The following is a 13,109-nucleotide window of genomic DNA, read 5'->3' as shown; positions in this document are numbered from 1 at the left end:
AGGCTGGGACATAAGTAATTCAGCCAATGATAAACCTGAACGATTGAGAGTTTCTCACTTTTAATCGTTCAGGTTTTTTGGTTGATTGTGAAAACAATGTTGGAAACAGGGGGGAATGGAGCGTTGGACACTCGACTCCTGCGGGAAAGAGAGGGAAAACGGAGATCCCGCAGCGCAGCGAGGAAGCTCAGGTTCCTCCCCGCGGAAAGCGAGTGGCCGTAGCGCAATGGAACGAACGTGTTCAGACAAACCAAAGAGATTGGAACAGCTATTGTTCGTCTCTTAGAAGCAATCATTTTGTTATGTCCCAAACTCTCTTTTTTAATAGAAAGTTAATTGAAAACATTTTTAATTAACTTTCTATATGCTAACTCATTGCGAAATAAAGTAGAAAGGACTAGAATGTACGTTGGCTTTAAACGTTCTCAACAGTTGAAAGGAGAAATAGATATGCCAAAGTCATTATGGTTTTTAATCATTGGAATGTTAGTAAACGTTACGGGCGCTTCGTTTTTATGGCCTTTAAATACAATTTATATACATGATCATCTCGGTAAATCATTATCCGTAGCAGGCTTTGTTTTAATGTTAAATGCTGGTGCTAGCGTAATTGGTAATCTTATTGGAGGTACCTTGTTTGATAAAATAGGAGGGTATAAATCCATTTTATCAGGTATTGTTATCACCTTGATAGCATTGGTTGGGTTAGTGTTTTTTCACGATTGGCCTACATACGTTGTATTACTTGTCATCGTTGGTTTTGGCTCGGGAATTGTATTTCCATCTATGTACGCAATGGCTGGAACGGTTTGGCCAGAAGGTGGACGTAAGTCCTTTAATGCCATTTACGTAGCTCAAAATGCAGGGGTAGCAATTGGTGCAGCTCTTGGAGGAATTGTAGCTTCTTATTCATTTACCTATATCTTCTTAGCAAACACGTTACTGTACGTGGTTTTTTTATTGATTGCACTTTTCACGTACAAGAACATTTCAGTTACGGGTTCAGCCCAAACGAGTGTATTGCAAGAAGCTAAGGGGATTAAAAATCACTATAAGCTGATTGCTTTATTAACTTTATGTGTGGGCTATTTGCTGTGCTGGATGGCGTATGTACAGTGGCAAACAACAATTGCTACGCATACATTAGAGCTTAATATCCCATTATCTCAGTACAGTATGCTTTGGACAATTAATGGTATTTTAATCGTTGCAGCACAGCCGTTTATTGTACCAGTCGTACAAAAGTTTGCGAAGACGTTAAAAGTGCAAATTATGATTGGTACGGCAATCTTTATTGCATCTTTTATTATTGTTTTGCAGGCAACTACATTTGTAGACTTTTTAATTGCGATGATTGTCTTAACGATTGGAGAAATGTTTGTTTGGCCTGCAGTTCCAGCAGTAGCAAACGAATTAGCGCCAAAAGGTAGAGAAGGATTCTATCAAGGCATTGTAAATAGTACGGCTACGGGTGGCAGAATGATTGGTCCTGTTTTCGGTGGGATGATGGTGGATCATTTTGATGTTTCTGTGCTCGTGTATAGCTTAATTGCTTTTCTATTCTTAACATTTTTCACAACATGGTTTTATGATTTGAGAATAAAAGAACAATCTACAAAGCGTTATCAAGTAACGGTTTCAAAATAAATTAAAAAGCTGAAAAGCGATGCCAGACGGCGTCGCTTTTTTGTTCCATAAAACCTGGTATGTCTCAATGGTTTGTCTAATAAGATAGTAGAAGTCAGCAGGGAGGAGGTTGTTTTCCACTTGATTGTAAACGCTTTCTAATATAAAGGGGGAAGAAAACGTGCTTAGTATGATTGGGTTAATCGGTGGTTTAGTCTTGCTTATTGTGCTTACTATGAGAGGAATGAACTTATTAATAGCAGGACCTTTAAGTGCTTTAGTAGTAGCTTTAACAAGTGGAATGCCTTTGTTTCCGCAGCTTGTTAAAGAAGGTGAAGTGAACTTTGTTGGTAACTATATGTCAGGATTTACGGGCTTTGTGACGTCTTGGTATTTAATGTTCTTACTTGGAGCAATCTTTGGAAAAGTGATGGAAGATAGCGGTGCTGCTGATAGCGTTTCAAAATGGATTGTTGAAAAGCTCGGTATGAAAAGAGCTGTATTAGCCATTGTTTTAGCCTGTGCTGTATTAACTTATGGTGGAGTCAGCTTGTTTGTCGTAGCTTTTTCTGTGTATCCCATGGCGGTAAGTTTGTTTAAGCAAGCTAACCTACCACGACGCTTTATTCCAGCTGCTCTTGCTTTTGGCTCTGTTACGTTTACAATGACTTCAGCTGGTTCACCTGAAATTCAAAACTGGATTCCAATTGATTATTTGAATACATCGCCTTATGCAGGTTGGGAAGTAAGTTTAATTGTGGCGGTATTAATGGCAGTGTTTGGCTATTGGTGGTTGAAGAAAATTATTACAAAAGCAGTGCAAAATGGTGAGCACTTTGTTGAGAGAGAGACGGACCCAAAAATGGAGAAAGGAAGAGAGTTACCTCATCCATTGCTTAGTTTAATTCCTTTAGTTGTCGTTCTTATTTGTTCATTTGTATTCCATAATTCATTGATGCAATCAGCTCTTATCATTGCGCTATTAAGTGGAATCATTGCTACGTATGTATTAAACCGTCGTTACTTTAAAGACTTCTGGGGAGCGCTATCTGAAGGAACACTTGGTGCTTTAATTGCAATTGGAAATACGGCAGCTGTTGTTGGATTTGGCGGAGTAGCAAAGGCAGCTCCTGCTTTTAATGTCGCTGTTGAAGCGATGACCAGTATTCCGGGCAGTCCGTTAATTGGAGGCGCCATTGCAGTAAGCGTTATCGCAGGGATGACCGGATCGGCATCCGGTGGCCAAGCGATTGCTTTACCGCTCTTAGCACCACATTATATGGACGCAGGTGTTAATCCTGAAGCACTTCATCGAGTTGTGGCCATTTCATCTGGCGTGTTGGACTCACTTCCCCATAATGGATATGTTGTAACTACAATTAACTCTATTTGTGGTGAAACACATAAAGATGCCTATGGCTCCGTGGCAGCTATGACTGTCGTTGTTCCGCTCGTAGGGTTAGCGATAGCTATTGCACTCTTTACGTTTGGAGTGGGTATTTAAAGAGTAAGCTGTTCAGCACATGGACATTTTAGCCGTTTGTGTGCTGAATGTTTGGATATTTCTTAAAAAAATGGGCATTATGTATGTTTTTAAGAGATTTGTTTATAAATAAGAAGAGAAACTTTGATAAAATGGTGTGAACAACTTGCAGTTTAATCACATATTATTTACAATACAAGGTAGTTACTATATGAAAAGCATTGAGAAGGAATAGTAGTGAGCGATACGAGCAAAGAGAGTTGACGGTTGGTGGGAGTCAACAAACGACCGTTCATGAACTCACCTTTGAGCTGTAAATGTGAACGAAGTAGCATTTATCGTCATCCGCGTTAAGGAAAATGAGTGAGTACATACATAATTTGTGCTAATGTGGGTGGTACCGCGGGAAGTTTATTCAACCTCTCGTCCCTTTCTTAAGGGATGAGGGGTTTTTTATAGTTCTAACACCATTGTCTTAAAATAGAAGGAGGAGTATTCATGGCCTTTAACCATAAGCAAATTGAGAAGAAGTGGCAACAGGTTTGGGAAGAAAATCAGACATTTAAAACGACTGAAGATAAAGGAAAGCGTAAATTTTATGCGCTAGATATGTTTCCATATCCATCTGGAGCTGGCCTACATGTAGGGCATCCAGAAGGGTATACAGCAACAGATATTTTATCTCGTATGAAGCGTATGCAGGGATATAACGTACTTCATCCAATGGGATGGGACGCGTTCGGTTTACCAGCAGAGCAGTATGCGTTAGATACAGGAAATGACCCAGCGCAATTCACAGAGCAAAACATTAACAACTTCCGTCGCCAAATTAAATCTCTAGGTTTCTCATATGACTGGGAGCGTGAGATTAATACAACAGATCCAAGCTACTATAAATGGACGCAGTGGATTTTCTTAAAGTTATATGAAAAAGGATTAGCGTATATTGATGAAGTTGCGGTAAACTGGTGTCCAGCTCTTGGAACAGTATTAGCAAATGAAGAAGTTATTGATGGTAAAAGTGAACGTGGAGGTCACCCAGTAGAACGACGTCCAATGAAGCAGTGGATGTTAAAAATTACTGCTTATGCAGATCGATTACTAGAGGATTTAGAAGAATTAGATTGGCCAGAGAGTATTAAAGAAATGCAGCGCAATTGGATTGGTCGCTCTGAAGGGGCGCATGTTCACTTTACAATTGATGGGCATGATGAAACGTTTACGGTGTTCACTACGCGTCCAGATACGCTTTTTGGCGCAACGTATGCCGTGTTAGCACCAGAGCATCCATTTGTTGATAAAATCACAACAGCTGAGCAAAAAGCAGCAGTAGATGCTTATATTGAGAAAATTAAAAGCAAAAGTGATTTAGAGCGTACAGATTTAGCGAAAGATAAAACAGGTGTATTTACGGGAGCTTATGCGATTAACCCAGTAAATGGCGAAAAAATGCCAATCTGGATTGCAGATTACGTATTAATGAGTTACGGAACAGGTGCAATCATGGCAGTTCCAGCTCACGATGAGCGTGACTATGAATTTGCTGTTAAATTTGAACTTCCAATTAAGGAAGTTGTAGCGGGAGGAGACGTTTCGAAAGAAGCGTACACAGGAGGTGGCGAACACGTTAACTCTGACTTCTTAAACGGCTTAAATAAAGAAGAAGCAATTGAGAATATGATTGCTTGGCTAGAAACAAACAAAAAAGGTGAAAAACAAGTTACGTATCGTTTACGCGACTGGTTGTTTAGCCGTCAGCGCTATTGGGGAGAACCAATTCCAGTAATTCATTGGGAAGATGGTACAACAACGCCTGTTCCAGAAAGTGAGCTTCCATTAGTACTTCCGAAAACAACGGAAATTAAGCCGTCAGGTACTGGTGAATCACCATTAGCAAACATTGATGAATTTGTAAACGTAGTAGACCCAGAAACAGGTAAAAAAGGTCGTCGTGAAACAAACACGATGCCACAATGGGCTGGAAGCTGCTGGTACTACTTACGCTACATCGATCCAAAGAATGAAGATGCATTGGCTGACGCAGAAAAGCTAAAAGAATGGTTACCGGTTGATATTTACATTGGTGGTGCAGAGCATGCCGTTCTTCATTTATTATATGCTCGCTTCTGGCACAAGTTCTTATATGATATTGGAGTAGTACCGACAAAAGAACCTTTCCAAAAGTTATTTAACCAAGGAATGATTCTTGGCGAAAACAATGAGAAGATGAGTAAGTCAAAAGGTAACGTTGTTAACCCTGATGAGATTGTTGAGAGTCACGGTGCAGATACGCTTCGTCTATATGAAATGTTCATGGGACCTTTAGATGCGTCTATTGCATGGTCAACAAAAGGATTAGACGGAGCAAGACGTTTCATCGATCGCGTATGGCGTTTGCTAATGGATGACAACGGTGAGCTAAGCAATAAAGTACAGGAAAGCGATGATAAAACATTAGAGCGTGTATATCACCAAACGGTGAAGAAGGTAACAGAAGATTATGAAGCTCTTCGTTTTAATACAGCAATCTCACAATTAATGGTGTTTATCAACGACGCATATAAAGTCGATGTTCTTCCAAAACAATACGTGGAAGGCATCGTGAAATTACTTGCACCAATTTGTCCACACGTTACAGAAGAGCTGTGGAATAAGCTTGGCTACGAAGAAACAATCTCGTATGAGGCTTGGCCTGCTTTTGATGAAGCAAAATTAGTAGATGATGAAGTTGAAATTGTTGTTCAAGTGAACGGTAAAGTACGTGCAAAGCTAAACGTTCCAGCTGAAGCATCACGTGAACAGCTTCAAGATATCGCAATGGCAAATGAAAACGTGCAAGAGCAAATCGAAGGCAAGACTGTCCGAAAAGTGATTGCTGTACCAGGGAAATTAGTAAACATTGTAGCGAACTAATGATAGAAGTCTGAGGCAAGAGCCTCAGGCTTTTTTCATGTAAGTAGAATTTCATTTATCACTTTTGTTACAATAATAACATGGGAACGAATACATAATGAGAGGGTTGAAAAAGGTGGAACAAGTAAAAGAAATTACAACAGAAGAGCTAAAGAAACGTTTGGAGCAAAATGAAGAACTTGAACTAATAGATGTTCGCGAAGATGAAGAAGTAGAAGAAGGCATTATTCCAGGAGCAAAACATATTCGTATGAATGATATTCCTGCACATATTGATGCCTTTGATAAGGATAAAGAATATATCTTTATCTGTCGCTCAGGACGTCGTAGCGAGAACGTATGCTACTACTTACAAGAGCAAGGGTATAAAGTACGCAACATGGTTGGCGGTATGCTTGAGTGGGAAGGCGAAACAACTAAAAAGTAAATAAAAAAGATGAGACATAAGTATTTTAGCTAACGAGATATCCGAACTATTGGAAGGTAACGACTTTTGATAGTTTGGGTATCTTTTTCTTCATTCCTAAAATAAGTTAAAAAACTTAGTGGAACGGAGCGGAGGACACGCATCTGCGGCGCAATAGAACGAACTGGTGGTTCCAGCCTGACTACTTTAGAAAAGGTATAATTCATCTTTGAGAAAGAATCATTTGTTTTTATTCCAGACTCTTTTTTATTCAACGTATAAATTTTATAAGAATGTCTATAGTGATTGATACATATGTTAATAGAAATGTCCAAGCAGTGATAATCATGGGATGAAAGTGGTGTCGCGGTGTGGTTCAGGTAAAAGTGTTTGATAAAGAGCATGAAAAAGATTTAGAAGTAGCTCTAAATCGCTTTTTGAAAAAAATTGATGATGAGGATATTGTGGACATTAAGTATCAAGTTACAGTAGATGTGGACCGAGATGAACAAGTATACTGTTTTTCAGCAATGGTCATATATAAAGCCTAGCGCATTAATGCGCTAGGCTTTTGGCATACTCTCCAGCATTTGCTCCAGCAAGTCTTCCAGTTACTAAAGCTGACGTAATATTATAACCACCTGTATATCCATGAATATCTAGAATTTCACCGCAAAAGTAGAGGCCACTCATGAATTTTGAAGACATTTCTTTTGGATGCACCTCTTTTACCGATACGCCTCCACCTGTTACAAAGGCTTTTTCAAGAGATAACGTTCCATTTACAGAAAACGTAAATTGTTTCAGAAGACTAACAAATTCGCGAAGTCGATCATGTGAAATTTGTCCAGCAAGTTCTTGTTCTTCAATATGCGAAGCTTGAAACAAAAATAATAAATAGCGCTCGGGCACAAACCCTTTTAACACATTTTTAATTGCTTTTTTTGGTTCTTCTTTTAAAAGAGCTACGACTTTTTGAAAGAGATTTTCTTCATTTATGTCTGGAAACGAATCAATCATCATTTGAACAGTCTTTGTTTTTTGTTTTTTAAGTTCTTTGACAACATATTGACTGCAGCGCAATACCGCGGGTCCAGAAATTCCAAAGTGTGTAAAAATCATATCCATTCGATGAGTAATCACAGGCTTGCCTTTCTTGTTTAGTACGCTTAATCCAACGCTACGTAAAGATAAACCTTGCAATGTCTTGTCTCGAATAAATGATTCACTTGAAGTGACGGGAACTTCGGTGGGATAAAGTTCTGTAATGGTATGTCCCGCTGCTTCCGCCCAAGCATAGCCATCGCCTGTAGAACCGGTATGAGGAACAGACTTTCCTCCAACAGCTAAAATGACTGCCTTGGCTTGGATTACTTCACCCGTCTCTAGCTGCACTTCTTTTACTGCATTGTTCTCATATGCGACTTTTCTTACAGGCGTATTTGTGCGTACATGAACGTTTAAACGCTTTAATTCACCAATGAGTGCATCAACGACTGATTGTGCTTTATTTGACACGGGAAACATGCGTCCGTGATCCTCTTCCTTTAAAGCAATCCCGAGGTTTTCAAAAAATCTGATGATATCTTCATTATTAAAAATCGAAAATGCACTATATAAAAAGCGTCCGTTTCCTGGAATGTGCTTAATAATTTCATCGATTGGGAGTCGGTTCGTAACATTACAGCGTCCACCACCCGAAATAGCTAACTTTCGACCGAGCTTTGTTCCTTTATCTACTAATAGTACCTTTGCGCCTTTTTCACCGGCTGCAATCGATGCCATCAAACCAGAAGGTCCTCCTCCGATTACGATTACATCATAAATCATATCTCCACCAACCTGTCTATTTTATAAAATTTGAGTTTGTTCACTGACAAATGAAGAAACTTTGGATAAAATGGGCTATAGTCTTGTTTTTTTCTAGCTGCTAGCAGCAGTTAACATTAAAGCATGTCTGAAATAAAACTGCAACTTGATTCCTTTTTATTCTATCACTATTATCAAAGTGTAACATTACGTATCGGAGGAAGCTTATGTCTGATTCAAAGCTATTACGAGGAACATTTGTGTTAACGTTAGGAACCTATATTTCTCGCATATTAGGAATGATTTATATTTTTCCATTTGCAACGCTCGTTGGAGCTGTAGGTGGAGCGCTGTTTGGATATGGATATAACCAATATGCCATTTACCTAAGTATTGCAACGGCAGGGATGCCGATGGCTGTTTCAAAATTCGTATCTAAATATAACGCAATGGGTGATTACTATACGAGTAGGAGAATGTATCGTGCAGGTCTTAAGCTTATGCTTGTCACAGGGGTTTTATCTTTTCTCTTACTTTATTCTTTATCTCCTTTTATTGCGGATTTAACACTAGGAGGAGCCGATTTAGATAACTCGTTAGAAGACGTTGTCATGGTTATGCGCATGGTGAGCGTGGCGCTTCTTGTCGTACCTATTATGAGTTTAATGCGAGGATTTTTCCAAGGACACCAGTCTATGGGGCCAACTGCTGTTTCACAAGTTATTGAACAGTTTGTCCGCGTTGTCTTCTTACTCGCTTCTACGTACATCGTGTTAAAAGTTGTCGGAGGAAGTTTAGCCTTAGCGGTTGGATTTGCAACAATGGGTGCATTTGTAGGGGCGCTTGGTGGACTAGCTGTCTTGTTATGGTATTGGAAAAAACGAAAACCTCATTTAGACAAAATGGTACAAGAGCAAAAAGTTACGCCAACGCGTATTTCAACGGTTTCTATTTTTAAAGAGTTGTTTACGTATTCTATTCCTTATGTATTTGTAGGGCTTGCAATTCCCCTTTATCAGTATGTTGATCAATTTACATTTAACCGTACAATGGTTGCTGCTGGTCAAAAAGAAATTGCAGAAACGATGAATGGGATTGTGCAGTCGTATGTACCAAAGCTTGTAATGATTCCTGTTTCATTAGCGACAGCGTTTGGATTAACACTCGTTCCAACCATTACACGTTCATTTGTGAATCAAGATTACACGGCTCTTCAAAAACAGATTGACCAAACGTATCAAACGATTATGTTTTTAGTATTACCGGCATCAGTTGGGTTGATGGCTTTAGCGGGTCCAGCCTATGGAACATTCTTTGGTATAGAAGATATTAAAGCTGGTGGAACAGTTCTATTAGCTTATGCGCCGGTTGCGTTATTGTTTTCATTTTTCACTGTGAATGCTGCGATTTTACAAGGTGTGAATAAACAAAAATACGCGGTAATCAGTTTAGCATTTGGTCTAATTGTGAAAATTATTTGTAACGTACCATTTATTTATCTATTTCATGAGCTAGGTTCAATTTTAGCAACGGCTCTTGGTTATCTTGTATCTATTGCGTATACATTTTATCTCATTAAAAAGCATGCGAATTATGATTACCATGCGTTTATCAAACGTACAGTGTTAATCTTTATCTTCGTTGCAATTATGGGGTTAAGCGTTAAGTTGCTTTCCTTTATTTTAGGCTTCTTCTTAGCGTATGATCAAAGCCGCATCGCTGCTGTGGTGATCACCTTTATTGGAGCAGGGGTCGGAGGGATTGTATACGGTGTAGCAACGTACCGTTCGACATTACTAGAGCGAGTAATGGGCAAACGAATTATAAACATAATTGAACGAAAAATTTTGCGCCGTCGTCCAGCAAACGGTTAATGAGAAAGTGACTCATTCAATGAGTCACTTTCTTTTCGGATATAAACTGAGGAGGATTTTATGAGATTAGATAAGTTATTAGCTAATATGGGATATGGTAGTCGAAAAGAAGTAAAAGGGTTATTAAAAACAGGAGCAATAAAAGTGAATGGTAAAGCGGTTAAAGATGCTAAGCTACACGTGAATCCGGAAACTGACGAAGTGTCCGTTCACGGAGAAATCATTGAATACAAAGAATTTATTTATTTGATGATGAATAAGCCTCAAGGGGTGATTTCTGCTACAGAAGATCATCAACATGAAACAGTTGTTGATTTATTAGAAATTGACGACGCCATTTATAATCCTTTTCCAGTCGGAAGACTAGATAAAGATACGGAAGGATTACTGCTATTAACAAACGATGGACAGCTTGCTCATCAGCTGCTCTCACCCAAAAAGCATGTTCCAAAAACCTATTTTGCGACTATTAATATGAAAGTAACTGAGGAAGATGTCGAAGCATTCAGAAAAGGGGTTACATTAGATGACGGATATGTCACGAAACCCGCAGAGTTAACCATTTTAAAAAGCGGTGAATCATCTGAAATTGAGCTAACCATTGTTGAAGGGAAATTTCATCAGGTGAAGCGTATGTTTGAATCAAGAGGAAAGAAAGTCACGTATTTAAAACGAATTTCCATGGGAGCTTTGCCGCTAGATGAAGAGTTAGAACTGGGGGAATACCGAGAGCTAACAGAAGAAGAATTAAGCGCATTAAAAGATAAAAAAGAATAAGAGGCGAAAGAAAAAGGAACCTGTACATAAATTGGTTCCTTTTTGTTCACTCTACGCAAGTGAAACAATTCACGTTTAAATGCACTGAGGTAAAATCAGGCACTTAAAGATACTCAACACACAAGGCGAAAAAGTATGAGGAATCTTTATCTCTGTATATAAATACTTACCTTTGAAACTTACTAGGATGAAATCTTGACCTTCTTCTCTGTCGTCGTCCACGTACCACGACTTGGACTATGAACTAAATCATTGTATGCTAATACATTTAAATCACGCTGAATAGTTCTAGGGGTGATACCAAACTCATCAACAAGCTCTTGAGTAGTGACAGTTCCCTTTTTACTAATGAACATATAAACGGATTTGATACGCGTTAGCATTCGATTAGTTGAAGGTTTCAAAAAACCACTTCCTTATTCGTTTTTCGTAAGGCACAACTTCTTTATAACTTTGAGATGTCAAGCACTATTTAAGTCCTCAGTTATATTGTACACAAAAAATCATAAAAAATAAAAGGATAAAGCTTAATTTAATAATAAATTTACAAAAATTGTGATAAATGAGATAAATATGTACTTTTTTGGCAGGTCTCCTTTCCTAAGTTATACATTATTTTTTAATGTATGCGAAATATAACAAAATAGACCTATTCAAGCATAAATTTAGAGAAAAGGTTACAACCCTTTACCCTTTTTCTAGCTAATTAAACACCTTAGAAGCTTTTTGAAAATAGGTGTGATAAAGTGGAAATAGTACAAATTGAATACTTCTACAATAATGGAGGATAACTATGGAAGCTATCAATTGGATGGAAGAAGTTAAAAAAAGAGAAAGCAATATCTTGGAAGAAACGAAGCGCTTTTTACAAATTAAAAGCGTCCTTGAAGAATCTGTAAAAGAAGATGAGCCATTTGGAGAAGGAGTAGCTAAAGCTCTTCATTTTTTATTAGATAAAGGAAATGATGATGGTTTTACGACTAAGAACGTAGATGGTTATGCAGGACATATTGAATTGGGAGAAGGAAAAGAATTAATAGGAATTTTATGTCACGTTGATGTCGTACCTGAAGGTGATGGTTGGTCTGTTGATCCATACGGTGCGGAAATTAAGGACGGAAAAATCTTTGCTCGCGGAGCGATTGATGATAAGGGACCAACAATAGCTGCTTATTACGCTATGAAAATTGTTAAAGAGCTAGGATTGCCGCTTTCTAAACGCGTACGTATGATTATCGGAACAGATGAAGAAAGCGATTGGAGATGTGTAGATCACTACTTTAAACATGAAGAAATGCCAACGATGGGCTTTGCTCCAGATGCTGACTTTCCTATCATTTACGCAGAAAAAGGGATTACGGATGTAGAGTTACACCAACAGCCGATTCAAGGAACAGATGGCGACTATGTACTAACATCGTTTGAATCTGGTCGTCGTTATAATATGGTACCTGACTATGCAAAAGCAGTTCTTACTGTAAAAGAAGAAGCAAACCTCGAAAAAACGTATGAGAAGTTCTTAAATAAACATCATGTAAAAGGTACAGTTGAAGTCAACAGCAACAAATATACCCTTACCTTAGAAGGGGTATCGGCCCACGGAAGTGTTCCTCAAAAAGGGAAAAATGCCGGGGTGTTGTTAGCAAGCTTTCTACATGAATTAGCATTAAATGAACAAGCAAGACAGTTCGTTACATATGTTAATCACTATTTTGTAGAGGATACAATTGGTGAAAGAATCGGTTTGCATATTCGAGACGATGTAACAGGTGATTTGACTGTAAACGTTGGTATTTTATCTTACACTCATGAGAAGGCTGGACAAATTGGTTTAAACATTCGGTACCCAGTTGCCGCTAGTATTGATACTATTATTTCTACAATTAAGAAGCAAAGTGAGACATATCAAATTTCTGTTAAGCATTTTTCAGATTCAAAACCGCATCATGTCGATCAAAAGCATAAGCTCATCCAAACGTTACAGCAAGTCTACCAAGAACAAACGGGAGAGGAACCAACGCTTATTTCCATTGGCGGAGGTACGTATGCACGAGCGCTAGAGGCCGGAGTAGCATTTGGTCCACTATTCCCTGGAAGAGAAGAAGTAGCTCATGAAAAAGATGAATATATGGTGGTCGAAGATCTATTGAAAGCAACAGCCATTTATGCACAAGCTATTTATGAGTTAGCTAAGTAAACGAAAAAGACGCTCAGCAGCATG

Annotated in this window: 11 protein-coding genes and 1 other annotated feature; of the genes, 9 read left to right on the top strand and 2 right to left on the bottom strand. The window is 38.6% G+C overall.

Features of this window, described 5'->3' with window-relative positions:
- Positions 1-77 precede the first annotated feature (77 nt).
- The 6 genes from AS180_RS22500 (at position 78) to AS180_RS09835 (ending at position 6,979) form a co-directional block, all read left to right on the top strand.
- Complete coding sequence (locus AS180_RS22500; protein ID WP_139109185.1) at positions 78-356, top strand: hypothetical protein; 279 nt, start codon at positions 78-80, stop codon at positions 354-356.
- Positions 357-450: 94 nt separating this feature from the next.
- Entirely contained in the window at positions 451-1,647 is a 1,197-nt protein-coding gene (locus AS180_RS09855; RefSeq protein ID WP_062686755.1) for an MDR family MFS transporter, read from the top strand.
- Between the two features lie 160 nt (positions 1,648-1,807).
- Positions 1,808-3,130 (top strand): GntP family permease, encoded by a 1,323-nt coding sequence (locus AS180_RS09850; protein WP_025909509.1) that lies wholly within the window; start codon positions 1,808-1,810, stop codon positions 3,128-3,130.
- Positions 3,131-3,321: 191 nt separating this feature from the next.
- Positions 3,322-3,543 (top strand) — a binding site (T-box leader).
- Positions 3,544-3,607: 64 nt separating this feature from the next.
- Positions 3,608-6,022, top strand: a complete 2,415-nt coding sequence (gene leuS / locus AS180_RS09845) for a leucine--tRNA ligase (protein WP_062686754.1) — start codon at positions 3,608-3,610, stop codon at positions 6,020-6,022.
- 115 nt (positions 6,023-6,137) lie between these two features.
- A complete protein-coding gene (locus AS180_RS09840; RefSeq protein WP_025909507.1) occupies positions 6,138-6,449 on the top strand; it encodes a rhodanese-like domain-containing protein in 312 nt (103 codons plus the stop codon).
- Positions 6,450-6,799: 350 nt separating this feature from the next.
- Positions 6,800-6,979, top strand: coding sequence for a sporulation protein Cse60 (locus AS180_RS09835; protein ID WP_025909506.1), 180 nt, complete (start codon positions 6,800-6,802; stop codon positions 6,977-6,979).
- A 4-nt stretch (positions 6,980-6,983) separates the two neighbouring features.
- Here AS180_RS09835 and AS180_RS09830 read toward each other — a convergent pair whose 3' ends face one another.
- The gene (locus tag AS180_RS09830) at positions 6,984-8,258 is read right to left on the bottom strand and encodes a BaiN/RdsA family NAD(P)/FAD-dependent oxidoreductase (protein WP_025909505.1); all 1,275 of its coding nucleotides are present in this window, start codon (positions 8,256-8,258) and stop codon (positions 6,984-6,986) included.
- 206 nt (positions 8,259-8,464) lie between these two features.
- Between AS180_RS09830 and AS180_RS09825 the strand changes: the two genes are divergently transcribed.
- Positions 8,465-10,111, top strand: coding sequence for a putative polysaccharide biosynthesis protein (locus AS180_RS09825; protein ID WP_025909504.1), 1,647 nt, complete (start codon positions 8,465-8,467; stop codon positions 10,109-10,111).
- Between the two features lie 60 nt (positions 10,112-10,171).
- Entirely contained in the window at positions 10,172-10,888 is a 717-nt protein-coding gene (locus AS180_RS09820) for a pseudouridine synthase (protein ID WP_025909503.1), read from the top strand.
- 182 nt (positions 10,889-11,070) lie between these two features.
- Here the strand turns inward: AS180_RS09820 and AS180_RS09815 are convergent, their stop codons facing one another.
- Positions 11,071-11,292, bottom strand: coding sequence for a DeoR family transcriptional regulator (locus tag AS180_RS09815; RefSeq protein ID WP_025909502.1), 222 nt, complete (start codon positions 11,290-11,292; stop codon positions 11,071-11,073).
- Positions 11,293-11,681: 389 nt separating this feature from the next.
- Here AS180_RS09815 and pepV point away from each other — a divergent pair, with 389 nt between their 5' ends.
- Positions 11,682-13,085 carry a dipeptidase PepV gene (gene pepV, locus AS180_RS09810; protein ID WP_025909501.1) on the top strand — a complete coding sequence of 468 codons (1,404 nt, stop codon included), beginning with the start codon at positions 11,682-11,684 and terminating at the stop codon, positions 13,083-13,085.
- The last annotated feature ends 24 nt before the right edge of the window (positions 13,086-13,109 follow it).

It is taken from the genome of Priestia veravalensis (genome assembly GCF_001457055.1).
Taxonomy (GTDB): domain Bacteria; phylum Bacillota; class Bacilli; order Bacillales; family Bacillaceae_H; genus Priestia; species Priestia flexa.
The sequence above is the reverse complement of the archived record's forward strand: the minus strand, read 5'-3'. Positions and strand labels throughout refer to the sequence as shown.

Bases quoted from the DNA above. Each gene is read 5' to 3' on its own strand.
- AS180_RS09855 (WP_062686755.1), top strand. From the start codon at position 451: ATGCCAAAGTCATTATGGTTTTTAATCATTGGAATGTTAGTAAACGTT.
- leuS (WP_062686754.1), top strand. From the start codon at position 3,608: ATGGCCTTTAACCATAAGCAAATTGAGAAGAAGTGGCAACAGGTTTGG.
- AS180_RS09830 (WP_025909505.1), bottom strand. From the start codon at position 8,258: ATGATTTATGATGTAATCGTAATCGGAGGAGGACCTTCTGGTTTGATG.
- AS180_RS09825 (WP_025909504.1), top strand. From the start codon at position 8,465: ATGTCTGATTCAAAGCTATTACGAGGAACATTTGTGTTAACGTTAGGA.
- AS180_RS09820 (WP_025909503.1), top strand. From the start codon at position 10,172: ATGAGATTAGATAAGTTATTAGCTAATATGGGATATGGTAGTCGAAAA.
- pepV (WP_025909501.1), top strand. From the start codon at position 11,682: ATGGAAGCTATCAATTGGATGGAAGAAGTTAAAAAAAGAGAAAGCAAT.